18 protein-coding genes are annotated in these 24,577 nt (G+C 62.3%); 3 read left to right on the top strand and 15 right to left on the bottom strand.

The features are described 5' to 3' along the window. Positions 1–3: 3 nt before the first annotated feature. The 8 genes from HMPREF0326_RS10720 to HMPREF0326_RS10685 form a co-directional block, all read right to left on the bottom strand. Positions 4–777: an ABC transporter ATP-binding protein gene (locus HMPREF0326_RS10720; protein ID WP_008683843.1), complete on the bottom strand. Its 774-nt coding sequence runs from the start codon at positions 775–777 to the stop codon at positions 4–6. 14 nt (positions 778–791) lie between these two features. Then, positions 792–2,774 carry a vWA domain-containing protein gene (locus tag HMPREF0326_RS10715; protein WP_009301543.1) on the bottom strand — a complete coding sequence of 661 codons (1,983 nt, stop codon included), beginning with the start codon at positions 2,772–2,774 and terminating at the stop codon, positions 792–794. 32 nt (positions 2,775–2,806) lie between these two features. Further along, positions 2,807–3,811: a sel1 repeat family protein gene (locus tag HMPREF0326_RS10710; protein ID WP_008683848.1), complete on the bottom strand. Its 1,005-nt coding sequence runs from the start codon at positions 3,809–3,811 to the stop codon at positions 2,807–2,809. A 3-nt stretch (positions 3,812–3,814) separates the two neighbouring features. Continuing rightward, the gene (locus HMPREF0326_RS10705; protein WP_020990521.1) at positions 3,815–6,442 is read right to left on the bottom strand and encodes a virulence factor SrfC family protein; all 2,628 of its coding nucleotides are present in this window, start codon (positions 6,440–6,442) and stop codon (positions 3,815–3,817) included. 12 nt (positions 6,443–6,454) lie between these two features. Further along, positions 6,455–9,562 carry a virulence factor SrfB gene (locus HMPREF0326_RS10700; protein ID WP_008683852.1) on the bottom strand — a complete coding sequence of 1,036 codons (3,108 nt, stop codon included), beginning with the start codon at positions 9,560–9,562 and terminating at the stop codon, positions 6,455–6,457. Positions 9,563–9,564: 2 nt separating this feature from the next. Beyond that, entirely contained in the window at positions 9,565–10,887 is a 1,323-nt protein-coding gene (locus tag HMPREF0326_RS10695) for an SrfA family protein (protein WP_008683853.1), read from the bottom strand. Further along, positions 10,884–12,029, bottom strand: a complete 1,146-nt coding sequence (locus HMPREF0326_RS10690; RefSeq protein ID WP_009301547.1) for a S1C family serine protease — start codon at positions 12,027–12,029, stop codon at positions 10,884–10,886. Before HMPREF0326_RS10690 ends, HMPREF0326_RS10695 begins: the two co-directional genes overlap by 4 nt. A gap of 85 nt (positions 12,030–12,114) precedes the next feature. Beyond that, entirely contained in the window at positions 12,115–12,936 is an 822-nt protein-coding gene (locus HMPREF0326_RS10685) for a YMGG-like glycine zipper-containing protein (RefSeq protein WP_020990520.1), read from the bottom strand. 271 nt (positions 12,937–13,207) lie between these two features. Here HMPREF0326_RS10685 and HMPREF0326_RS10680 point away from each other — a divergent pair, with 271 nt between their 5' ends. From HMPREF0326_RS10680 to HMPREF0326_RS10670, 3 genes are all read left to right on the top strand, one after another. Next, entirely contained in the window at positions 13,208–14,158 is a 951-nt protein-coding gene (locus tag HMPREF0326_RS10680) for a TAXI family TRAP transporter solute-binding subunit (protein WP_009301549.1), read from the top strand. Positions 14,159–14,331: 173 nt separating this feature from the next. Beyond that, positions 14,332–14,883, top strand: a complete 552-nt coding sequence (locus tag HMPREF0326_RS10675) for a DUF1850 domain-containing protein (RefSeq protein ID WP_009301550.1) — start codon at positions 14,332–14,334, stop codon at positions 14,881–14,883. A gap of 55 nt (positions 14,884–14,938) precedes the next feature. Then, positions 14,939–17,035 carry a TRAP transporter permease gene (locus HMPREF0326_RS10670; RefSeq protein ID WP_009301551.1) on the top strand — a complete coding sequence of 699 codons (2,097 nt, stop codon included), beginning with the start codon at positions 14,939–14,941 and terminating at the stop codon, positions 17,033–17,035. A 173-nt stretch (positions 17,036–17,208) separates the two neighbouring features. Here the strand turns inward: HMPREF0326_RS10670 and HMPREF0326_RS10665 are convergent, their stop codons facing one another. The 7 genes from HMPREF0326_RS10665 to HMPREF0326_RS10640 form a co-directional block, all read right to left on the bottom strand. Continuing rightward, positions 17,209–18,654, bottom strand: coding sequence for a sodium:solute symporter family protein (locus HMPREF0326_RS10665; protein WP_020990519.1), 1,446 nt, complete (start codon positions 18,652–18,654; stop codon positions 17,209–17,211). A 2-nt stretch (positions 18,655–18,656) separates the two neighbouring features. Then, positions 18,657–18,779 (bottom strand): hypothetical protein, encoded by a 123-nt coding sequence (locus tag HMPREF0326_RS17525; RefSeq protein WP_009301553.1) that lies wholly within the window; start codon positions 18,777–18,779, stop codon positions 18,657–18,659. Between the two features lie 229 nt (positions 18,780–19,008). Then, on the bottom strand, positions 19,009–19,584 hold the full coding sequence (locus tag HMPREF0326_RS10660; RefSeq protein WP_035060207.1) for a TetR/AcrR family transcriptional regulator: 576 nt from the start codon (positions 19,582–19,584) through the stop codon (positions 19,009–19,011). A gap of 99 nt (positions 19,585–19,683) precedes the next feature. Next, positions 19,684–22,125, bottom strand: coding sequence for a Lon protease family protein (locus HMPREF0326_RS10655; RefSeq protein ID WP_008683866.1), 2,442 nt, complete (start codon positions 22,123–22,125; stop codon positions 19,684–19,686). A gap of 13 nt (positions 22,126–22,138) precedes the next feature. Beyond that, complete coding sequence (gene hemC / locus HMPREF0326_RS10650) at positions 22,139–23,071, bottom strand: hydroxymethylbilane synthase (protein ID WP_008683868.1); 933 nt, start codon at positions 23,069–23,071, stop codon at positions 22,139–22,141. 218 nt (positions 23,072–23,289) lie between these two features. Continuing rightward, the gene (locus tag HMPREF0326_RS10645) at positions 23,290–23,526 is read right to left on the bottom strand and encodes an FmdB family zinc ribbon protein (RefSeq protein ID WP_020990518.1); all 237 of its coding nucleotides are present in this window, start codon (positions 23,524–23,526) and stop codon (positions 23,290–23,292) included. Positions 23,527–23,528: 2 nt separating this feature from the next. Beyond that, positions 23,529–24,161, bottom strand: coding sequence for a D-sedoheptulose 7-phosphate isomerase (locus HMPREF0326_RS10640; RefSeq protein ID WP_008683872.1), 633 nt, complete (start codon positions 24,159–24,161; stop codon positions 23,529–23,531). Between the last annotated feature and the right edge of the window lie 416 nt (positions 24,162–24,577).

The raw sequence follows: 24,577 nt of genomic DNA, 5'->3' as shown, positions 1-24,577 counted from the left end.
CGCTTACCCCCTCCCGGCTTTATGGCGCACATCGGCCACAACGCCGTCGGGACCGGATTCCACGGCAAAGTGGACCAGGGTGAAACCAACATCCGCCGCCATGTCCGGGGCGTGCGTAACCATGATCATGGTAATGCCCAGTTCCCGCGTCAGATCCGTGAACAGATTCAGCACATTGCGGGCGTGCCAGGGGTCCAGTGCGGCGGTGGGTTCGTCGGCCAGCACCACGCCGGGGCCGTGGGCCAGAGCACGGGCGATAGCCACCCGCTGGCGTTCCCCCACGGAAAGCGTGCCCGGATATTGCCCGAGCAGATGGCGGATGCCCAGGCGTTCCACAATGGCATCCACGGCTTCCCCGCGCTGCCTGACAATGCCCAGACTGCGGCAGTGCAGGAGGATGTTTTCCTTGGCGGACAAGAAGGGCAGCAGGCCGCCGGTCTGCAAAACATAGCCCAGATGGCGCAGGCGCAAGGCCGCCAGGGCATCCGTGCCGCCGCGCCGCCAGGCGGCCAGTACATCCTCACGCCGTTCAGGCGTGGGGGCGAAGGAAAAGCGGACGTTGTCTTGTTCCGCGTCCGCCGCCGGAATATCCGGTCTGAGTATGCAGGCCAGCAGATCCAGAGCCGTGCTTTTGCCGCAGCCGCTGGGCCCGGCCAGGGCGAGCAGGCTGCCGCGCGGCGCGTCAAAGGCCGCGAGGCGCAGATGAAAACCCTCATGGCCGGGACGGCGTTTTCTCACGCCGCGCAGCGAAAAGACCAGATCGCCCGTACCTTCCATATTCGTGGTCCGGGCTACGGCAGCATGTTCAAGGGCACGCGGTAGACCCAGTCTCCGGCGTTGGGCTGGCCGAAGCTCTCCCAGTTAGCGCGGTCCCGGTCATATTCCTCGTAACGGGCCAGGCGGGACTTGAGGCGGTTGATGAAGGCCGTCTGCTCGCCGATGCTCATGCGGTACCAGTCCTCCTCGCGCAACAGCATGATGTCGCTCTTGTAGGGCAGGCCGTCCAGGAATTCGGACAACACGCCCAACTCGGCTAGGTTCTTGCCCTGTGTGGGCAGGTTTGGATCGCGGGCCATGCGCGTGGAAGCCGAAAGAATGCCCTGGAAAAAATCGCGCGAGTCGGTCTTCTTGGTGCGTTCGGCATTGTCGATAATGGCCTTGAGCTGCGCGCTGAGGTCGTTGAGCTGATTTTTTGTCAGCAATACGGCTACTTCCACGCTGGGGCTCTGTTCATGTTTGGCCAGCCTCTTGAGGTCCATATCCGCGATCCAGGAATTGACCACGCTGGGGGCCTGGTTCTCGCGCGCGCGGCCCAGATATTCCAGTTGCATTGCGTACCCCAGGGTGGCGGCCAATTGCTCCGCCCGCTGTTCGGGCGTGGCCTGCTGCGGCGTTTCATCCTTGGGACGGGTCATGATTTTACCGGCGGCCGTATTTTTGACCATGTCCACCATGCCGGTGGCCAGGGCCTTGGCCACGGTCGCGAACTGGCGCGCGCCCTCCGCCGGGGTGGGCGCGGCCACGGCCTGATAGTTGGAGCGGTTGCCGGAAAGTTTGCTCAGGGCACGGTAGCTCTGCTCGGCGTAACCGTGATTTTTGGCTCCGCCGGGGCTTTTGATATGCAGCACCGTAATCCAGATGCCTTTCTGGCGTGCAAAGTCGTTGAGCTCGTTAACGCCCATTGTCACCGAGGCGTATTTATCCCCGTTTTTCAGGGGGCCCGCGTCGGTGATCAGGAGGATCAGACGCGAGGAATAATCGCCCCAGTTCAGGGCTTCCACGGCCTTGTACACCCCGGCCAGAGAGTCTTCGTTAAAGTCGTGGCTGGAAACCGTGGCCTCCCGCACCTGGGCCAGTTTGTCCTCCAGACTCTTGCGGTTTTTGGCCGTAGCGAAGTCGCTGACCACTTTGGACACATATTCCAGGCCGGGCGTGGCTGTGGTGCTGCTGCGAAACGCGACCACCGCGAAGCCCACATTGTCGGCCATCTTGTCCGTTTCAATCTTGTCGTAGATCTGGCGGACTACGTTGAGGCTCTGCTCAATATAGGGCTTCATGGAAATGGATGTGTCGATGACCAGGGCTATGCCGGTTTTGGGCGGCCCGTTTTTGCCGCCGTTCTTGTTTTTCGCATAGTCGCCGGGGTCAATGGAGGCCACGCGCAGGAATTTTACTCCGTCAAAGGGATCCTGCATGGCCAGAATGGGCATGAGATAAAAACGCTTTTCCGAAACGGCCCCCTGACTTCCCTCAGGTTCGCTGGCCACAATGGGCAGGTCGGCGGGAACCGTCCCCCCCTTGGCGGCCTGCGTCGCGGCGGACAGCAGTGTACCCAGCCGTTTCTCCATGTCGGCGGCCGAGCAGAGGGCATTGAGATCCTGCTCGGTTTTGAAAAAGAGCACCGGGTCGCGTCCCGTGCGCGGGGTGAACAGCAGGGTCAGGGACTGGTTCCAGTCCGTGGCTTTGGCCGCCTCCAGCCATCCGGCAGGCTGGGTGGTGGAGGGACCCACCTGCAACCATGCGTCCTTGCGGGCATAGACATAGAGCACGGTAAAGGGGACGACCGCTTCCTGCAGCACCTTGGCGTCGGCCTTGGGCTCTGCCAGCAGTTTGGCCCCCGGATGGCTGACCACCCGCTGGAAAAGGCTTTTTTTGCCCTGTTGCAGCAACGGGCTGACGGAAACCGGAGACGGTTCGGCCTGAACCGCCATGGCGGCCAGACTCAGACACAAGGCCGCAAGCAGCGCCGACCACAGACGGACGGACATACGCATTATTTTCTCCCGGCGCGCCGTGTGGGCACGCTCTACTTCCAGTTTTGCAGCAAACTTCGGGCCTCGGCATTGCCCTTGTCCGCTTCGGTCTGCACATGGACGCGCAGGGCGTCCAGAGCTTTGGCCGCTTCGGCCTGGCCTTTTTGCCTAGCCTGTTCATACCAGTGTTTGGCCTGTCCCATGTCCACGGGAATGCTGCCGCGCGGCAAGGAGCTGACTGGGTCATAAAATTGCCCCACCAGCAGCATGGCCTCGGCATTGCCCTTCTGGGCCGCGTCTTCCAACAGCAGAAAGGCCGCGTCGCTTTCTTCCGCTCCGGCTCCGGCCTTGCGCATGGGTTTGGCCAGGGCCAGGCTCATTTCAGGCCGGGCTTCGCCGCGCAATTGTTCGCGGGCGGCGGCCAAGGGAGATTGATTTGCGGATGCGGCGGGTGCTGTCTGGTTCTGGGCCGCCGTGGGGGCTGACGGCAGAGGCGGTTTTTCCGGCGCGCGCAGCATAAACCACCACACAGCGACGCCTGCCACCAGCACAAGCAGCGCAAGGCCGACCAGCAGGCCGCCCTTACCGCTTTTTCCCTCTCCCGGTTCCCGGGCCATCCGCAAGGGAGGCTCCGTAACAACAGGCTCCGGTTCGGGGGCTTCCACTGCGGGCTCTGTTTCCGGCACGGCCTGCAAAGGCTCGGTCGGCGGCGCATAGACGCCCACGCCCTGGCCGCCGCTGATATGCGAATAAACCAGATTCTGAACCACCAGTACACAGGCCCCCGCGCCGGTCAGGCTGATGCGGTAGGCGTCCAGATTGTCCATCTCATCGACCACGGCCGGGCCCACGGCCAGGCGCAGGCTGCCGCCGTCATTGTCCCAGGCGTCGGGCGTGAGCGCCGTTTCGCTTTCCTGCCAGCCGCCGCTGGAAAGGGTTTTGCCGTCCGAGCCCCGGCGCAGCACGAAAGCGGGGGCGAACACATTGCCCGCGTCGTGGATTTCAATAATGCCGTAACCGGGACCGCGCGAAGGGTCCGCTGTGATTGTGGCGCGCATGCGCTATTCCTTGAACGCCTGCAAAATATCACGCAGGCGGTTGTTTTGTTCTGGGTTGACGGTCTGTCGGCCGTCAAAGTCCACATTGGCCGTCACGCTGTAGGCCAGGGCCCGCAGCCAGTCCGTATACCAGAGGCGGTCATAGGGCGATTCTTCTTCCGCGATATGCGGCTCACCCGTGATGACCGGCGGCGGATTGAACAGGCTGACGCTTTTGCCGCCGAACAAAACTGTACGCGCCGCCTGATCCTTGAAGCGCGGGTCAAAGCCCAGCCAGTCCACAAAGGCGTTGATAGCGTCGGCTGCCAGGCTGACCTGCTTCCAGACCAGACGTTCGCGGGCCATATTGCTGTAGGCGGAACTTCGCCGCAGTTCGGTTTCCAGGTTTTCGCGCAGCTTGCAGCGTGCGGCGGCCGTGATCAGTTCGTGGCAGAACTGGTCCAGCTCCTTGGCGGGCAGGCCGAAATAGTTGCGGGCCTCCGCATCACCGGCCAGATCGCGCAGCCGCCCGATCCAGTGCTCCAGCGCCAGATTGGCGAAAACGGCGGCCGTGTCACGGGCGCGGTCCTCTTCTTGTATTGCGGATGCCGCCGGTACTGCCTGGGCGTCGCCGAAAATGTCGCCCAGAATGTCGTCGGCGGAAACCCGCGCGCCTACCACCGGCGCGGGCGCGACGGAAGCCGTCCCCTGCTTCGGGCTTTGTCCGGCCCGGAAGCAGATTTCATAGAGGTCAAAGTCCCGCACCTGCAGGGCGCGCAGAAATTCGCCGAAAAGCTGCTTCTCCGCCAGCCGGGCCAGCAAGGCCACAAGGGTGCGCGAAAGCTGTTCCTGCCGACGGCGCAATTCCTCGCGGTCGTCGCTTTTATAAAAGGGGGTGAGCTTGGTCAGGACCTGCTCGCGTTTTTCGTCCAGGCTGACCGTGATCTGGCGGCGTTTGAGCTCGGGATTGCAGAGCGGACGCAGTCTTTCGCGCAGCAGGGCCACGCCGCCGTCATTGAGGGTCATGGCCGCCTGCCAGACAATTTCCGGCTCGGCCACATGGCGCTGGACCAGGGGCGACTGCAAAAAGGCCTGACGCACCTCTTCCACGTACAGTGTCTGTTCCGGGCGGATGCCGCTCTCCTTGTCGCCGTCAAAGCTGAAAATGGCTTCGCTGCGGAAATTGGGATTGCGCAGCAGAAAGACATTATTGAAAGGATGGCTGCCGTCCCAGTTTTCCGGCCAGTCGTGCTGTTTGCCGAAGAAGTCCAGAAGGGAGGATTGCAGGCGCGTGGTCCAGCGCGTTTCCACGGAGGGCGTGCCCTTTTTCTTTTCAAACTCCATGTCCATCTTGGTCAGCACAAAGAAGAGAGCCGGAGCCTTGCCCGCGCGGTGGGCCGGGTTTTCGCCGTGGGTGGAGCAGATCCATTCGTACACGGCGCGGGGCAGGTCCTGTACCTCCTGATTGCCGGGTCCGATGCAGAGCAGCATGCTGGTGAGTTCCTTTTCCTCGCAGTAACGCTCGAAAAGGTAGGCCACCTTGCCGCGCAGAAAGAGGTTTTCCAGCGTGCCTGGTCGCTCCAGCTCCTGATTGAGATTTTCGAGTTTCAGGCGCGAACGGTAGCCGGGGAAGTCCAGCAGGTCGGTGTGGTCAAAGAAGTCGTCCGGCTTTTCGCGCATGTGGATAGTGATTTCAGCGGTCAGAGCCGTGACCACCGCGCGCGGCAGAGAGGCCTTGCGACCCTCGGCCCCCAGAATCGTCAGCATGTCCGTGGCGGGTTCGCTGAGCCCGTGCAGCAGGGCCACGTCGATGATGCTGGTCTTGCGCGGAATCAGGGCCTCAATGGGACATCCTGCTTCCGCCGGATTGCCCAGATCGCGCAATGCGCCGCAGAGTTGCAGATAGAGGCTCTGGAATTGCGGCACATTGTCCCAGATCAGGCCCAGCAGTTGCGCCCTGTCTTCCAGGCCCAGGCGCGGAGCGAGTTCCACAGCCCGCAGCCAGAATCCTTTTTGCAGCATTTGCACGCGCGGCCGGGAACTGAAATTTTTGTTAATGTAATCCCTTAAGTCTTCCAGGTCATCGCCGCTCAGCACGCCCGCGCTGACAGGAGATTGGGCGGCGCGGGCTTCCAGGGCGTCCAGAGCCGCTGTCAGGGCTTCGGGCTGCGGGGCTTCCTTGTGTTCGCAATCGGCGTAATAGGTGTTGGCCAGCACGCGGGCCACGTCCGTCTCCGTAAGCAGACGCAGGCGGATGGGAAAACCTTCGCTCAAACCTTCGGGCGGCGTTGTGGTGAAGCGGGTCACCAGGCCGGTGGATTCCTTGCCGCCCTCGGGATTGATCTGGGTGATGAAATCATAGGACTTGCCCCCGAAGTCCGCCAGCAAGGAGCCTTTGGCATCGCGGGCCAGAGCCGAAATAAGATAAGATTTTCCGGATTGGCTGGGGCCAAAAACGCCCACGCACATCTTGCGGCGCGCGGCCTGCTCGCATTTGTGAAAAAAGCGGGCGGCATGGCGCATGTCCTTTTGCAGGGCCGCGCATTCGTTGCCCACCAGTTCGCAATTGTCCTGAAGCCAAGCCACGGCCTGGCGGGATTCCTTTGCCAGATCGCGACAAAGCCGGGCCAGATCGGTATCCTGCTGCTGCATGGTCATCCTCGTTTAGCCGGCGTCGGTCACAATGCCGGTATCCAGCCAGTAGCCTTCGTCCAGTTTCAGGGTTTGCAGACGGATTTCCAGATCGCGGCGGTCCACGCTGCGGCCCTGGTTGTCCGTAATGGCATCAATGCTGAATTCGCCTTCGCTGCGGCGTTCCTTGTCGTCGTCCGTGCGCGGGGCGTCATCCCAGACGTCCTCCACGCGCAGGCGTACTTCCACCGTGTAGGGCAACCGCCCGGAAGCGCGGGAGCGGGCCTCCTCGCTGGCAAAAGCCAGCAGGTGATAACGCGTGGTGGGCCAGCGTTCGGCGTCCAGCTGGCGGTAGCCGATGGACAGCGGGCCGCTGAAAGCCACCTGGCGGCTCTGTTCCGTGCCGTCCTTGCTTTCCACATCCACCTCAAACCAGACCTTGGGACGTTTGAGCTGGCTGTTGATGTCCATCTCGCCGATATAACGGGCTGTAGATGTCAGGCGCAACGCGCCGGAATCAAAGGAAAATCCCTCCAAATGGCCGTCGGCCAGGGCGCAGAGAATGGCCCCCACCACAACCGTGGTTTTGGGGTCCGTGATTCGGCCCAGGGCGTCGGCAAAAGGATACCAGCTGCCCACATGATACTGGCGCATGGGAATGATCCTGTCCGGCGGCACGGGCAGCTTGGCGAGCACCGGCGCGATGACGCCCTGCCAGGCGCTGGGGCGTCCCGTGAGCAGAAGCACATCGCTGTCGTACAAATGGACCAATTCGCAGAGCGCGGACAGGGTGGGACCCAGGGTGGCGCGGATCGTGGCGTCCACCGCGCGCGGGCGGACCTGAATGGGCACGTCGAGAATATTAAAGTTTTGGATGAAGGGCGCCGCGCGGCGCACCAAGTGATCCACGGCACGCAAAATGGCGGCCTGAGGCCGGGGAGCGCGTACGGCCGGAGTGAAGCCGCCGCCTTCTTCGTCGTCCGTGGAAGGAGCGGTGGTGGCCGCGGCCAAAGGATCCGGCTCAAAAAAGTCGCCCAGAACGCAGCTGTAACTGTCGTCCCGCATGTCCGGATTCTCGCAGGCGGCCAGCAGGCCCAGAGCAACGGGCACGGCGATCTGGCGCACCAGGCGTACGCGGGTATTGCGTTCCTCCTGGGACATGCCGATGGCGTCGCGTCCGAACAGCTGGCCCAGCAGTCCGCGCGGTTCCGCCAGGCCCTGCTTGACCAGAGCTTCGCCGATGGCCGGGATGACGTGATTTGCCGCAACTTCACGTAAAACTTCATCACCCGCGATGTTAAAGCCGTCGCGGAATTCCGTATGCGGCACGATACGGGCCGTGTCGCCCTCGCCGCTGGCCAGCTCATAGGTGGTAATGGAGAGATCCGTGGTGCCGCCGCCGATGTCGATGGAGGCAATGCGTACGCAGGGATGATTGCCGTAGGCGGCGCGCGGTTTGCCCATCAGCCGGAAAAGATGGTGGGCGTCGCCGTGCTGTTTGACGGCCAGCTCATTGTAGAGCAGGACCAGCTGCGAACAACTGGCTTCGTCCCAGTCGCAACGCACCTGCGGGCTCAGGCGGTAATCGCCGCTCTGGCCCTTGTTCTGTTGCTGGGGCAGATACCATTGGCCCCAGCCCAGGGCGTCCCAGATCACCCGTACGGCCCAGAGCACCCAGCGGCGGAAAATGCGTTTTTCCGCCACGGGCATGGCCGTGGGTACGGTGAAAATCAGCCGTCGCAGCCGCCGGGGCAGATTGGGCAGTTCCCGCCGTGCCCGGGTGGCCGGGGAATTGATGGTCACCAGGGCCTGGGTGAGGATCTCGCCCATCATAAAGAGCATCAGTGACGAACGGGTGAACAGGGACTCAAAAATGGGTTCGGCCTGTTGTTTTTGCAGGGCAGGGCTTTTCTTGAACAGCGGATCGTCAAAGCAGGCCAGGGGCGTGCCTTGGGGATTGAGCTGGCGGGCGAACAGCCCGCGGCTGACCATGGGCTCGGCCTTGCCGCCGGTGTTGTAGCGCCAGCTCTGCTGCCAGGGGCGCTCGTCCCAGAGATAGCGTTTGGGGCTGGACATGCCGGTGGTGCCTTCAGCGCAGACGGCCTGGGTTGCCAGGCGCGCGGCCTCCGGCCCGATACGCACGGCCGCAGGCCAGGCAAAGGCCGGGCTCTGGCGGCCCGAACGCCGGGAAAGGGCGTCGTTGCCGAAAGCCGCGTCCACAAATTCGACGCGGGTTTCAAAGGGCTCGGCGTAGATCCGGTCGGGCTGGCTGAGATCACGCAATTCCAGCAGATAACTGTCATTGAGATTAGTGACGCGCTGGGGCAGGGTTTCCACCAGTATGCCCGTGGTGCGGGAATTGCCGATATCCAGAATCAGGTCCACATCCACCGGTGTGTCGCGGTCCGGATTGATGACCTGGGCGGCCAAATCGTCGAGAGCCAGGCGCACCACTTCCAGCCAAGTCAGATAGCTGGCCAGGTGTTCAAGAACATAGGGCGTTTCCTCCTGCCAGGAGCCGCGCCCGTGGTGTTTGCCCTGTCGCCAGGCGCTGTAAATGCCGGAAAGCCATTCATCCACCCAGGCAGCGTTGAGGAACCAGGAATTGTCGCGCACCTGACAGGCCAGCATGAAATGTCCGTGGGCCGCCACGTCCTGCGGCGAAAGGGCGTAATATTCCTCGCCTTCGGCGGGACGCGGCTCCACGTTGGTGTCAAAAGCCAGTACGACGCGCAACCGGCCGGGATGCTGCTCCGAACGCATGATTCTGGCCCGCGCCCAGTTGGAGGGGCCGCATTCAAAGCGCCTGCCGCCGTCGGGCCAAAGCTGGTCCAGGGTGCGCAGAAAGGGAATGGGCAGCCACTGTCCTTCCCAGACGTCCAGGGCGCGGCGGGCGTCCATGTCGTAGTCGTAGTCGCAGGGCTGGCCGGTCAACTGGTCCACAAAGCCGTTTTCCGTTTCCACCAGGCAACGCAGATAGTGGGTATAGCGGCCCCCGGCGTCGCCCTCCTGCTTTTTTTCCTCGCGGAAATAGCGGCGCAGGCGGTGGATGGCTTCCTCCGGGAGGGCGAAATCCAGAAACTGCGGGCAGCCGCCGGGAATGATGCTGACGGGCGAGAGATAACGGGGAATGGCGTCCATGCTTATTTCCTTCTGAAACGGGCGTCCCACTTATGGCGGGCCCCGCCCAGTTCATTGCCTTTGCACTGGGTGCTGCTTTCACTGCCCGTGCACTCCACTTTCTGGGGCACATAGGTGCCGCCGCGCGGGCAACGGGCCGGATCGGAATCAAAGAGCAGGCGGTTGCCCTGGAAGCGCGCGCTGGCCGAACCGCTGCAAACCTGTCCATTGCGTTCGCGCACGAAACGGCGGCCCTTGCCGTTCTTGTCAAAGCAGTATTCGGCAATGATCGGCTCATTGGAAGGATGCGAATACAAGCCCGTCTCACTGGTCCAGCAGCCTTCCAGGAAGGTGAGGTCGTTCTTTTTGGCCGCATCGCTGGGGATGTTCAGGTCCTCGTTCTTTTTGGGCGCTGGCCTGGGGGCAGGAGGTTCGGGCTTGGGCTCCTGCTTTTGGGGCTTTTCCTGTTTGGGCTTCTCAACCTTGGGGTTTTCCGGCTCCGGCGGGGTTTCACCCAGGAAGGGTTCCACCACTTCCGGTTCCTTTTTAGGTTCTTTGACCGGTTTTTCCGGTTCCTTCGCCGCCACCGGCGGGATCACGGGCTTACAGAGGGCTGCGCGTTCCTGCAATTGCTGCCAGAGTCGGGCCAGCTCGTCGTCCAGTTGAGCGGCACGGCTTTTTTCGGTTTCCAGAGCCGCTGTGTCCGTTCTGAAGCAAGAGGCCGGAAGAGGCGAGGGCAGAATGCCCAGAGCCGCCAGCAGCAACCAGAGCAGAAGCAGGAGCAAAAGCAGGGGCAACAACCAGGGCAGGCAGCCGCTTCGGCTCGGGGGCGGCGGAGGCGTGGGGGCGGCCATTGGCGCGGGGGGCGGTACGGCCCCCAGGCGGGAAAGATCCTGGGGCTGGGCGCCCACGGCTCCGGGCGCGAAACCCCAGTTGATCAGGACCGGTTTGCCGCCCACGGACCAGAGGTCATCTTCTGTCGGGTGCTGCAGGGCCAGTTGCAGCAATTGGCCTGAAAGAGCCTGCCGGGCCTGGGCCTCGGCGGTCAGGGACCGGGAAAGGTTCAGGATATCCTTGGCGAGGCCGCCGGCTTCGGCGCGCAGGGCCTGGGCCTCGGCTTCAGGCAGTTCTTTGACGGGCCGTGCCTCTCCCTGGCCTGCGGCATACCAGTCCACATTACGGCCTTCCGCGTCGTGCTGGGGTTCGGCCAGCAGGGCCGCGTGCTCCGGCCCCAGTTTCTGAAGCAGGATGGCCCGCATCTGGGCATAGCAATCCGTGGCGAAAATACCCTGGCTGGCAAGGGCCCGCATCTGACCGCGCAGGCTGACGGCAATCCGGGCGCTCATGGCTTGCCTCCCCCGGCGGCTTTGGCGGCCGGAGCGGCGGGCGGGGCCGCCAGACTGAATGGAATCCCCACGGAACGCAGGTAGTCGGCCAGGCTGGCGCTGACGATAGCCAGGCTGGACTGGCGGTAGGATTCGTCGTCCAGTTTGATGAAAGTATTGATGCCCGCCACCTCGCCTTTGTCGTTGACCAGCGGGCCGCCGCTGTTGCCTTGGGAAACCGTGGCCGTGTGCACGATGAGCGGCGGATCGCGTTGCAGGATCACGCTCACCGAGCCGTCGGTATAAACGACTTCCGGCGCGGCGGCGGCATTGCCCTGCAAGAGGGCAGCGAACTTGGGATCATCCACGGTGACCGCGCCGGGGAAGCCCCAGGCGCTGACCCGTTCGGTGCGCTTGATGTCGGCGGCCAGCTTGAGCGGCGTGATCGAGGGCGCGCCCTGCACCTGGAGCACGGCGAAATCGCGCCCGCCGGACTGGGTGGTGCGCAGAACCTTGGCGGTCAGCAGGCCCCTGGTGGCTTTGTTGGTGACAATGGCCTGGGTGGCGTCGCCCACCACATGGGCATTGGTTACAATGTAGCCGGGAGCCACAAAAAAGCCGGAGCCCATGGAGAGCCCTTCCTTTCTCTGGGCCAGCACCAGTACCGTGCCCTGCTCCAGAAGTTCAGCCACGCTGGTCGGCGGGGCGGGCGTCGAGGCCTGCGGCTGGACAGCCGGAGGCGACGCGGGCGTTGCCACAGGAGCTTCAGGCCTGGCGGCCGGAGAAGGGGAGGGAGTAGACAGCGGCGGCCAGACCACGCCCGGCGGCGGGCTGAGCCTGTTCAGCTCGCGCTGAATATCGCAGGGGTCTTTTTCAAGCAGCAAGCGCAGTTGCCGCAAAAAAGCCTCGCGCGCCTCGTTGTTGTGCCGGGCTTCCGCTGTTTGTTTTTCCAGGGCCGCACGTCGGGCTTCCGCAGCCTGCCATTCCTTCCGGAGCAGCCAGGTCGCCAGCAGCAGGAGGCACAGAAAAAGCAGCAGACCCCAGAACCAGGGCCGCCGATACCAGGGAATCGCCACGGGGGGCGTCCGGGGCGCGACGTTTTCCACCGGAGGGGGGGGCGTACCGGCGGGGGAGCCGGAAGTCTTATTTTCGCCGTCTGTCATGCGCAAGCTCCGCTTTCACAAGCTGCCCGGCAGGGCAAAACGCGTCCCGCCCCGCAACAGAAACGCCGTGCGGGGCGGGCGCGGGTCAGATCAAGAGATTGTCCACTGTCTGCTGATAGGCGTTCAGGCGCGAGTCCACATCCTGTCGCGTGCTTTCCAGCTCTTCGCGGGAGGTCTTCCACTGTTCGGCCTGGGCTGTGACGTTGCTCTGGCTCGGGGCCGGAGCCGGTCGCGCGGTCGCGCGCTTGCCGCTTTTGGCCGTGCTGGCGCGCTTGGCTGAGGCCGGTTCGGCGGCGGTGTATTGTTCGGCCAGAGCCCGCTGATATTCGCTGTCCTTCTGGGCCATGGTCGTGGCCGTGCTGTTCAGGATGAAGGACGTCTCCTCCAGGCCGCTGCGGATCTCATTGTAGCGGTCCTGAAAGTCCAGCCGGGTGATCTGTCCGGCCTTGAACTGATTGGCCGCCAGCTGAAACTGTTCGTCATAACACTTGGCCGCCACCTTGGCCGCCGCCGTGGCGCGGTTCATGCTGGCCGCTTCGGAACCCAGCTGGCGCGAATAGGCCTGAAGATAGGCTGCGTCCCGGTCCCGGGCCTGGGATTTGCCGTAAATGTTGCCGGCCACCGCGCCGGACACGCCGCCCACGGCCGCACCGGCCACCGCGCCTTCCACTTTGCCGGTAGCCAGGCCGCCGATCAGCGCGCCCAGCAAAGCGCCCCCGGCCGCGCCGACGGCGGTGCTGGTGCCAGTGCTGTTCTCATCCTGCCGCAACTGAGCCACGGGCTGGTAGCACTGCGGATAATAGTTGACCTTGGTTTTTTGCGCGCCGTACTGGCTGGCGCAGCCGGTGAGCAGCAGGCTGCCCGCCAGAAGCAGAGCCAAGCCCGGAAGAAAAACGCGGTGTTGCATGGGACGGCCTCCTCGGATGCGGTTATGAAATACCCACGTATTTTTGCATTTTACTGCAAAGCAATGGTAAACGGCAAGCGGCAATCCTCTGTCGCGCCAACCGACCCAGAGCCTGGTTCAGGCGCGTCGGAGCGCTCTTGATTTGCTTTTGGCACCTCACTGGTGTATGCATACATAGTTCCCATCGTTTTTCCACCCGTGGCGCACGGCGGTCGCATTGGACGCGGCCCGCCTGTCTGACGGGTCAACCCTGTTCAAGGAGTATCCCCAGATGAAAAAAGTTTTCAGCCTTGTTCTGGCCGGCGCTTTGATTCTGGCCGCCGCCACGGCTTTTGCCGATGCCAAACGCCTGACCCTGGCCACCGGCGGCACCTCCGGGGTCTACTTCCCCCTGGGCGGCGCCATCGGTCAGGTGCTCACCTCCAAAAGCAACGGGGCTCTGGCCATCACCGCGCAGGCCACGGGCGCCTCGGGCGAAAATATGCGCCTGGTGGAGGCCGGCGACGTGGATTTCGCCATCGTGCAGAACGACGTGGCTGACTCCGCCTTCAACGGCAAGGCCCCTTTCCGTACCAAGCTCGAGGACGTGCGCGCCATTGCCCGTCTCTATCCTGAATACCTGCACGTGGTCGCCAGTAAGGACAGCGGCGTGACCAAGCTGGAAGACTTCAAGGGCAAGAAGGTTTCCGTGGGCGCGCGCGGCAGCGGCAATGAAGTGAACTGCCGCCAGATCTTCGGCTTCTACGGCCTGGACTACAAGAACGTGGAGCCCATCTTTTTGCCCTACGGCGAAACCGCCGACCAGTTCAAGGACCGCCAGCTGGACGGCTTCGTCTTTACCATCGGCACCCCGAATCCGGCCATCCAGGACATCACCACGGCCCAGGAAGTGGTTTTCGTGCCGCTGGACGGGGCCAAGGCCGATGAAATCGTGGCCAAGTTCCCCTATCTGGTAAAGGACGCCATCCCGGCCAAGACCTACAAAGGCCAGGAAAATGCCGTGCCCACGCTTTCGGTGCAGGCCATTCTGGTGGCCAACAAGAATATGCCCGACGACGTGGCCTACGCCCTGACCAAGACCCTGTTTGAAAATCTGGGCGACGTTGCCAAGGCCCACAACAAGGGCGCGGAAATCTCTCTGCAGCATGCGGCTGACGGCGTGACCATTCCCTTCCATCCCGGCGCGGCCAAGTACCTCAAGGAAAAAGGCGCGTTGAAGTAAAACCTTGGGGCGAGGGGCTTTCCCTCGCCCTGTTTCGTTTCAGAGCTATTTCAAAGTGGAATTGCGCTGACGGCTGTGCGAGTGGACACCCGCTCAAACGAAAAATGCCGTAGACGATGACGGCCGGGCGGGGGCAGGGCTTCCGCCCGACGCGGCCTGCGGGCGGAATGGACATGCCGAAATTTTTTTTGTACATGCCGACAGCTTTGCTGTGTCTCTGCACACTGCTCTGGGCAGGGGCAGCGCGGGCGGCTTCCCCGGACGGAACGGACGGCGACCTGGTGCTGAAGAATGCTGACGGTGTTGTGCTCTTTTCCTGTCCGGCGCGGGAAGGACTGAGCTTCGGCATTCGTTACATCCATTCCGTGGCCAAAAGCCCGGTGGAAGACTGGTTCCGCGTCAGTCATCAGACAATTTTTCTGGAAAAAACGGTTTATCAGGATTTCGGGGCGGGCCTGCCGCACACTCCGGGGCCGGGGCAGACCATGTCCACCGGCGACGGGCACATTGTAATCAGCGGTTATCACAAGGCGCTGCCTTCTTTTGATGTGCGCGTGGGGCGCATTGCGCGGCATACGCTGCTGTTGCCGCGGGAGGGCGCGGCTGAAGGAAAATCCGCGCGCGGCATGACGCGCGAGATTCCCTTGGCGGAACTGGCGCCGCCGGGCAGTGCCGTTACCTTTACGCTGGTTCCGCGCGTCCGCGCGGGGGCTGCAATCCGGTAAGCGGAACGGTCGCCGCCCCGGCGCATGACAACGTTTAGTTTTGAGGCAGGTAAGGATGAGCCATAAAGAGCGGATGAAGGTTATCGAACAGGAGGGGTCCGGCGGTTTTGCCTTGGAAGAGGCCGAAAAGCTGGATTCCGCGACGGTGGAAAAGGTTCAGGACACCGTCGACGTTTCCGAAATCGTAGCCAAGTATGATAAGGAATCAGCCTATCGTACGTTCAGGGGCGGCCTGGAAGTTTTTATCCGCGTGCTCTGTATCGCCCTTTCCGGATTCCATCTTTTTACAGCGGCCACCGGCGCGTACCCGCCGCAAATCCAGCGCGCCGTGCACCTGGGCTTTGTGCTGGTGCTGATCTATCTGCTGTATCCGGCGCGGGCCACAGGCAGCAAGCATAAGCTCGCCTGGTACGACGTGTTGCTGGCCGCTGCCGGAGCGGCGGTCTGCGGCTATATCGTCTGGAATTACGACGTGATCGTGCTGGATGCCGGGCCGCCCACCGAGATGGACTTCATTTTCGGCTGTGCCTCCATTCTGCTGGTGTTGGAAGCCACGCGGCGCATCGTGGGGCTGCCCATCACCCTGGTTGCCGTCTGCTTTCTGCTCTACGCCAAGTTCGGCAACCTGATTCCCGGCATGATGGGCCATCCCGGCTTCTCAATGAAGCGTATCGTGGCCCATATGTATCTGACCACGGAAGGCCTGTTCGGCATGCCGCTGGGCGTTTCAGCTTCCTTTGTCTTTCTGTTTATTCTGTTCGGCGCGTTTCTGCACAGTACGGGCCTGGGCAAGTTTTTCATTGACCTGGCCCTGGCAGCCGCCGGACGCTTTGTGGGCGGCCCGGCCAAGGTGGCCGTGCTGGCGAGCGGCTTTTTCGGCACCATTTCCGGTTCTTCCGTGGCGAATACCGTGTCCACGGGCACCTTCACCATCCCTCTGATGAAAAGCGTGGGCTACCGGGGAGCTTTTGCCGGTGCGGTGGAAGCGGCTTCCTCCACGGGCGGCCAGATCATGCCCCCGATCATGGGCGCGGCTGCCTTCATCATGGCCCAGTTTCTGGGCGTGGGCTATGTGGAAATTGCCAAGGCCGCGCTGATCCCGGCCCTGTTGTATTATCTGGCCGTGGGCTTCATGGTCCACATGGAAGCCAAGCGCCTGGGCCTCAAGGGCATTCCCAAGGAACGCCTGCCGCGCGCATGGTTCGTACTGCGCCAGGGCGGCTATCTGCTCATTCCCATTTTCGTGCTCATCTATCTGCTTATTCAGGGCTATACGCCGCTCAAATCGGCTTATTACTGCATTTTGGCGACCGTGATCATTTCCTTGGTGGCCAATAACTGGAAGGCCTGGGCCGGAGCCGGTTCCAGCGGCATGAAGGTCGGGCACGCCCTTGCGCAGTGTAACCGCCAGGCCGGAAAGGACATCCTGCAAGCCATGGAGAACGGCGGCCGTCTGGCCTTGGGCGTGGCCGCGGCCTGCGCCTGCACGGGCTTTGTCATCGGCGTGGTGACGCTCACCGGCGTGGGGCTCAAGCTGGCTAACGCCATTCTGACCCTTTCCGCCGGCAGCTTTGCCCTGACGCTCTTCTTCACCATGCTGGCCTCCATTGTGCTGGGCATGGGCCTGCCCACCACTGCCAAGTACATCGTGCTGGCCACCATTGCGGCCCCGGCCATCCAGACTTTCGGCGTGCCCATGCTGGCCGCGCATCTCTTCATCATGTACTTCGGCATCCTGGCCGACCTGACTCCGCCGGTGGCCCTGGCCGCGTATGCGGCAGCGGGCATTGCCCGGTCGGAACCCAACGCCACGGGCTTTATGGCCGTTAAGCTGGCTCTGGCGGGTTTTTTGATTCCCTATATCTTCTGCTACAATCCGGGCCTGCTGATGATCGGCGCCAGCAATACGGAGATTGTTTTCATCGTCTGCACCGCGGCTGTGGGCATTGCCTCACTTTCCTTCGCGAGTGTGGGCTACTGGCTGCGCAACCTTTATCTCTGGGAACGCTTGGTGCTGGTGGCCGCGGCCATTACGCTGATCACCCCGGGACTGGTTACGGATATCATCGGCCTTAGCTTGATGGCGGCGGTCTATGTCTTGCAGAAGGTATTCAAGGAAGGGCCCCGGCATCCGGAAGCGGTCGCGGCGTAAGTCCGGCTTTGCGTCGAGTGGCTGATCGAGGCGACGGACGGGTTCTGAGATAGTAGGCACAAAACTGCTCGCTGATCGCGAGGCACGGATCAAACAAAGGGCGCGGCATCACTGATGATGCCGCGCCCTTTGTTTGATCAAAACGAGAGGTCGGGTTTTATCGGCGTGCGTGCTCAGGCGCTTGCCGCGGGCCAGAAAGAGGAGGCCTTGCGGCCTTCTCTGTCCACGGCCCATCCCAGCAGCCAGCCGGCCAGGGAGAAGGCGAAACCCACAAAGAAAGGCGGAATCAGCGCGGCCTGTTCCCAGAGCAGGGGGGTCAGCGCGAAACTTTTATGCGCCAGCAGATACCAGAGCATGCAGCTGGTGAAGCCCGCCACGCAGCTTATCCAGGCAGCCAGGGAGCTGCGCTTGCCGAAGCGCACCAGGGCCACGTAGGCCACCAGAACAGTGGCGCCCACGATGCTCCAGCTGGTGGTGCAGAGCAGGGCGATGAGCTGGCCCTTGATCTGGGCGCAGCCCCCGGACAGCAGCACGCAGAAGGCGATGCCCAGCAGCCACATGGAGCGCGAGGCCTTGCGCCCCGGCAGATCCTCGGCAATGGCCGAGACGGCGATATGAAAGATGGCCGTGGCCGTGGAAAGCGAGGCCGAGACAATAGCCAGCACAAAAATCTGCAGGCCCACATTGGGCAGCAGCATTTTGACCAGAGTGGGCATTACGTCATCCGGCGAGGCCACTTCCGGCAGGATCAGGCGGGAAAGCGAGGCCACGAAGTAGGCTCCGCCCACCAGCACGGTAAGCACCAGCATGGCCAGCGGCGTGATTTTATTGACCTGCTTCGCCGAATTCAGGGCGAAATGGCGCTGGATCATCTGCGGCTGGGCCCAGACGGCAATGGAGGTCACCACCACCAGGGAAATGATGAACCAGCCTTGTTCGCCGCTGGACAGGGCCAGGAATCCTTCATTGGCCTGGGCCGTGGGAGCCAGCTGGGCCAGATCGGCAATGCCCTGGATGGGGCCGCCTACTTTACTGAACACGGCCCAGACCAGCATGCAGATGCCCAGCAGCATAACAAGGCCTTGCATGGCTTCGGTGTAGAGCACGCCGCGCAGCCCGCCCACAAAGACGGCGAAGCCCACCAGCAGGGCCACCAGCCAGATCAGGGACCAGAGCGGCAGCGGCAGAATCTGGGCCAGCAACAGGGCCGCGCCCTTGATGACCGCCGAAGCATAGACGCCCAGAAAGACCGCGAAGAGCAGAGCCAGCGCTTTGCCCAGAAACGGGCTTTTGTGCCCTTTTGCCAGGAGCTGGGTGGGAGTGCGGGCCTGGAGGTTGCGCTGGCAGACCCGGGTGGGCCAAGCCAGAAAACGGTATACGATCCAGGTGCCCAGCCAGACGTTGCCTGCGGCCACCAGGAGCATTTGCAGGCCGTAGGCATAGGCCAGACCGCCGAAGCCCACCAGAGCCACTGCAGAAATGTAGGTCGCCACGTAGGCAAAGGCCTGAATGCCGAAGCCCACGCGACCCGAAGCCAGGGCGTCATGCCCTTGGCCTTTGCGGGCCAGCCAGACAAAAACAGCGATGTAGGCGATCCATATCAGGGCATCGAGCAGCATGGTCAGCTCCGGCGGCGGACCTGGCGGCCCAGGCCGACCAGGGCCAGCAGCAACGACCCGGCCAGAGAGAGAATGGCTATGCACACGGCGGTATCGGCCAGCAAAAGCGTGGAGAGAGTATCCATGGAGCCTCCTTCAGGCATAAAAAAACCGCCGACCCCATTGGTCGGCGGTATATACCATCTTTGCATGCTGTCTGAAAAAAACGGCGACGCAACCGAACCGGGGTCAGTGGCTGACTCTGGCGACGTAATATCGAAAAAATCGAAACGTCATGGCTGCGTTCATGCCTCAACCCTTATCCTCCACCGGGCGGGCTGTCAATGCCCCCGGAGTGGAATATGCCGGAAAAGATCAGGCCTTGATGGAACGGGCCACAAAGTCCAGCACATCGCTGTACAGGGTGGGCAGGGCGTAAGGGGTCAGCACTTGGGTACGGTTGGCCCCGACCATCAGCGAAATGATCACCTGGGCCGTGGCCTTGCTGTCCACCCTGGCCAGGCTGCCGTCATTGACGCCGCGCGCGATGAGTGTTTCCAACAACTGATGGACCTGTGAGAACATGGAGTCCATCAGGTCGCGGTCGGTCTTGGTCTTCATGTCGCTGTAGGGCGAACAGCGCACCAGAACCAGCCAGTTGGAATTTTTGTCAATGGAGAAATCAAGGTAGGCTTTACAGAAGTGCATCACGGCGTCAAAGCCGGAATCCGCGTCTGCGGTGGCCTCGCGCAGTTTGGTCAGGAAGTGCTCCAGCACATCCAGCCCGGAGGCCAGAAACAGTTTTTCTTTATTTCCGTAATGATGGGTCAGAAGGCCCAGAGCCACGCCGGCCCGGTCGGAGATTTTCTTGAATGTGGTTTCCACATAACCGCATTCGCCGAAAAGCTCCTTGGCCGCCTGGAGCAATGCTTCTTTTTTGCTTTTGTTCATATTCATTTCGTGGCGCTGGTACAAGGCCGGGCTGAAGTATTGTCAGGGCCGAAAACCATTACCGCCTGGGAACGGCAAAGTCAATAAAAGAACCGATTTTCAACTTTTGCGGGGCCTGCGGAAGGCATTTTGCGCATATCCCCCCAGGCGTTCCAGACGTCTGTCCGCCAGATCATACAGACTGCCCGACGTAAAACCGCCGCTTTTGCGTCGCCGTCCGGCGGGCAGGCCGGTGAGCAAGGTCAGCGCTTCTTCAATGCGGCGTACCGGATAAATGGCAAACTGTTTTTTCTCCACCGCCGTCAGCACGTCCGGCGCAAGCATCAAATGGTCCACATTGTCGCGGGGTATGATGACGCCCTGCGAGCCAGTAAGCCCGTGCCGGGCGCAAACCTTGTAAAAGCCCTCGATTTTGCGGGTTACTCCGCCCACGGCCATGATCTGGCCGGAATGGCTCACCGCGCCGGTAAAGGCCAGATCCAGGCGCACCGGCACGTCGGCCAGGGCAGAAAGCAGGGCCACCAGTTCCGCTCCCGAGGCCGAATCGCCTTCAATGCCGGCGTAACTCTGTTCAAAATAGAGCGAGCCGGAAAGCACCAGCGGTTTTTTGCGGGCGAAAAGGTCTGTGAGATAGCTTTTCAGAATCATCATGGCCTTGGTATGGATGGGGCCGCCCAGCTCCGCCTCGCGCTCCAGGTCGATGATGCCTTCGTGCCCCACGCCCACAGTGCAGGAAATGCGGTGCGGCAGGCCGAATTCAAAGTCGCCGTGCCAGGTGACCGAAAGCCCGTTGACCTGCCCTACGGCCGAGCCGGAGGTACGCACCTTGATCATCTCGCGGTCGTATTCCTCCATGAAGATTTCTTCCACCAGATTGGCGCGATAGGTGCGCGCGGCATAGGCTTCTTCCAGAATGGCGGCACTGACCAGAGGCAACCGGCGCATCTCGGCCAAGGCCGCCGCTTCGATCATCAGCTCGCGCAGCAGAGGGAATTTGAGCGAAAGGCGGCGCTGGTCCTCGCAGAGATGCGAGCCCAGATCCACCAGCCAGGCCAGAGCAGTGCGGTCAAAGGGCCGCAGCTTGTTTTCCTCGATGATCCTGGCGATATGGCTCAGGTAAATACGGATGTTCTCGGCGTTGCGCTCAGTCACGTCGGCCATGTGGGCCTTGATGCGGAAGAGTTTGGCGAAGCGGTCGTCATTGACCAGCAGGGTTTCGTAAAGTTCTTCGCCGCCGATCAGCACCACCTTGAGATCGAGCGCCAAGGGTTCAGGCGTGATGCCCTTGGTGCGGATGGCCGTATCCGGCGTGTCGCCGGTGTCCTCAATGCGCGCCTGATTGGAGCGCAGCGCGCGCAACAGGCCTTCCCAGGCGTTGGGATGCTGGAGAAGGTCCTCAATGTGCAGGACCAGGAAGCCGCCGTTGGCCTTGTGCAGGCTGCCCGCCTTGATCAGGGTGAAATCCGTGACCAGCGCGCCCATTTCCGACTCGCGTTCCACACAGCCCAGCAGATTGATCGCCGTGGGGTGGTCCTCCACTACAATGGGCGCGCCGTTCTGCCCGCTGTTGTCCACCAGCAGGTTGACTTCGTAGCGGTAGAAAATGTTTTCCATGGGCGGCAGGGCGTGCCCTTCGCCGCCGGGCTGCCCCGGCATGCCGTCGCGCGGCAGAAAGGATTCGGTGTTTTTGAGGATATCTTCGCGCAGGGCCGCGAAATAGTCCGCCAGCCCCGGCACGGGGCAGGCCTTCAGGATGCGCTGTTGCGCCGGAGTGAGCAGGGCGTCCAGCACCTGGGCCATGGCCTGGCGTTCCAGGTCGCGTTCATCGTCGTGAAAGGATTCCTCGGCCTTGTTCAGTTGGCGCATGAAACCGGCCATGGCCTGCACCAGACTGTCGCCCCGACGCTTGAGGTTGAGGCGCACCGTATTGTCCAGGCGCTCGAACTCCTCTTCGCTCAGGCGCTTGCCTTCTACCAGAGGGTAGAGGGTCAGGCCGCCGTTTTCGTCCATGTCCAGATTGAAACCCTTATGCACGGCCACCGAGTTCATCTTGTGCAGCAGACCGATGCGCACGTTCTGGAACTGGTCCACCAGCTTGGCCCGCTGCTTGACGTAGGTTGTGGCCTCAAAACGCCGGGCCAGCTCTTTGCCGACGTTTTCCAGTGTTTCTTTCAGGGATTGCTTGAACTTTTTACCCTGTCCGGCGGGCAGGGCCAGCAGGCTGGGGCGGTCCGGGTCCGCGAAGTTCTGCACATAGACCAGATCCGGCGGCGTAGGAGCCTTGCGCGCCTGGGGACGCAGATAGGAAAGCAGCATATAGCTGCGGCCGAGGTCCGCTTCGCCGGAAAGATATATGTTGTAACCGGCTGTGCGGATTTGCAGGGCCAGGTCCAGAGCCTGCATGGCCCGTGGCTGGAAGGGATTCTTGCGGCTGTTGCCGTTGCGCGGCAGCGGAATGGCCCGGCTGTCCTCCCAGGGAATGCGGGCCGGATCAAACGTGGCGTGCAGCCGGGTGGTGGGCAGAGGTGTGATGCTTGGCATAAATATATAGTTCTTACTGTTGTTGGTAAAGTTTTTCCAAAATGGCGCGGCCGCCCTTGTTCAGGAGTTCCCCGGCCAGTTCCAGGCCCAGGGCGCGGGCGTCCGCGGCATTGCCGTTTTTTTCGCCGCGCAGGATCAGGCTGCCGTCCACTTCGGCCACCAGTCCCTTGAGGCTGACGGTTTCCTCGTCCACAAGGCGGGCATGCCCGGCGATGGGCACCTGGCAGCCGCCTTCCAGTCCGGCCAGAAAGCCGCGTTCGGCATCCACGCAGACGCGGGTGGCGCGATTTTCCAGGCTCGCCAGCAGGACGAGCAGATCATAATTGTCTTCGCGGCATTCAATGCCCAGCGCGCCCTGGCCCACGGCGGGCAGAAAGCGTTCGGGGTCCAAAGGGGCCATGTACGGCGCACTGAGCCCCAGACGATTGAGTCCGGCGGAGGCCAGGATGATGGCGTCGTATTCCCCATTCTGCAGTTTGCGCAAGCGCGTGTCCACATTGCCGCGCAGGCTGGAAATACGCAGATCCGGCCGCATGGACAAGAGCTGTGCCTGCCGCCGCAGACTGCTGGTGCCCACATGGGCCTTTTGCGGCAGGGCGTCCGGGTCGGCATAGTGGACGGAAAGGAAGCAGTCGGTGCAGGCCTCGCGCTGCGGCACGCAGCCCAGAATCAGGCCTTCCGGAAGGACCATGGGCACATCCTTGATGCTGTGCACGGCAAGATCCGCCCGCCCGTCCAGCAGGGCTTCCTCAATTTCTTTCACGAACAGCCCCTTGCCGCCCACTTTGGAGAGGGGCACGTCCAGAATGATGTCGCCTTTTGTTTTGATGACGTTGAGCGAAACCGTGAGCCCCGGATCCTGGGCTTCCAGGCGGCTTTTGACATGTTCGGCCTGCCAGAGAGCCAGACGGCTGCCGCGGGTGGCGATGACGAGATGCTTGCGCATAGCTTCCTGTTCTTTGTTCCTAGTGTCTGATTACAAAAATTTCGAACATATTTGTGCTCTCAATTTTTGCAGGATCGTCAGCGAAAAAGCGTGGTTTTTCGCTGACTCACGGCTACGCCGCCGCAAAATCCTTCGGATTTTGTGTGTCTAACTTGAAAAATTAGACACTAGTGAAGGGCGATGCCCGTGTCAGTTTTGTCCGGCGCGGTGCGCGTGGTTTAATGCCCGCAACTGGCGCAATTGCCGCCGGAGCATCCGGCGCAGCCGCCGCCTCCGCCGGAGGACGGCGCGGCATACTCGCCGCCGTCGCTGCCGCCCGTACAATGGGCGCAACGGGACATGAGCTTGTGCGTTTCACGCGAACCGCAGTGGGGGCAGACGGGCGCGGCGTCGTCAAAAAACAGTTCCTCAAATTCCCGGCCGCATTTTTCGCAGCTGTACTCATAAATGGGCATGCTCAATCCTTCTGTTCCTGGTCTGATTGGAAATACGGCGTAAGCGCCGTAACATTTTCAAACAGATAATAATCAGTGAGCTGGCAGAAAAGATGTCCGGCGGCAATATGCAGCTCCTGAACGAGCGGCGTGTGCCGCGTGGGCGTTTCCAGCAGGATATGGCAGAGCGGGGCCATTCCGCCGCCGCCCTGGCCCGTGAGCCCCACGGTGAACAGCCCGGTCCGCCGGGCCGTCTGCAGGGCCGCGAGCACATTGGCGCTGTTGCCGGAGGTCGAAATGCCCACCAACAGATCGCCTTTGCGCCCCAAAGCCTCCACCTGCCGCGCGAAAATCTGGCTGAAATCCAGATCATTGCCGATGGCGGTCAGGGCCGATGTATCCGTGCTCAAGGCCAGTGCCGGCAGGGCCGGGCGGTCCATCAGAAAGCGGTTCACGAATTCGGCGGCCAGATGCTGGGCGTCGGCCGCGCTGCCGCCGTTGCCGCAGAGCAGAATCTTGCCGCCCCCGGCCAGGCAGAGGGCCGCGCGCAAGGCGGCCTCGCGCAGATCGGAAGCCTGCGCGCGGAAAAATTCCTCACGCAGGCGCGCGCCGTCCTGGGCATGGCGGGCTATGATCTCCAGGGCAGAGTCTTTCATGCTGCGCATCCTTAGAGCATTTTGCGTTTGAAATGTCACACATTTCAAACGGTACACCGCCCGCGTGCTGCGGAAGCGGTAGCCGTTGGCGAGTCTTCGAACCGTACGGATACCGACAGCAATGCTAAAACGTGGTTTATCGCCGCTGTCGATGCCCGTTAGCCCAAAAGGGCTACGGGCACGGCTGCGCCGCCTTCGGTCGCTCCCTTGCACTTGGGCATGGGTGACCGCTCACGCGACCACCAGAGTAATTCACTCATTTCAATCGTGAATTGCTCCAGGACTTGTGTCTAGAGCATTCAACACTTGAAATGTTCGTTTACGGCGGCCAAGGGCCGTCTACTCGCATTTCGCGGCAAGGATTTTGTCTGCAAATCCTTGCAGAGCAATTAACGCATTTCATGCGTGAACTGCTC

Source organism: Desulfovibrio sp. 3_1_syn3 (assembly GCF_000145315.2).
Lineage (GTDB): Bacteria > Desulfobacterota > Desulfovibrionia > Desulfovibrionales > Desulfovibrionaceae > Desulfovibrio > Desulfovibrio fairfieldensis.
Note: the sequence above shows the minus strand (reverse complement) of the source record. Positions and strands in the feature narration are given on the sequence as shown.